1 pseudogene is annotated in these 217 nt (G+C 46.1%); it reads right to left on the reverse strand.

From position 1 onward, the window contains the following. Nucleotides 1-217, reverse strand: a pseudogene (locus A3712_RS23080) (HTH-type transcriptional repressor FabR); the annotation flags it as partial.

Raw genomic sequence — 217 nt, forward strand, 5'->3', positions numbered from 1 at the left:
TCGCTGACGTCGATCTAAATCTAATGCTTCTGCCCCTGAGTTAAAGACCAATATGACCGAAGCTTCTGCTTGCGTAAAAGCTTCATCTCGTGTCATGCCAGTCGTGATAAGGTATTCGGTTAACTCAGCAGAAAAGTGCTGTATCTCGCGAGCTACCGCTGTACGAAACTCAAATGAGGTTCCTGAGCGCTCTCGCAATAACAGTCTGAATACGTTA

Origin of the sequence: Vibrio sp. HI00D65 (genome assembly GCF_001635455.1) — a bacterium.
Taxonomy (GTDB): Bacteria; Pseudomonadota; Gammaproteobacteria; order Enterobacterales; family Vibrionaceae; genus Vibrio.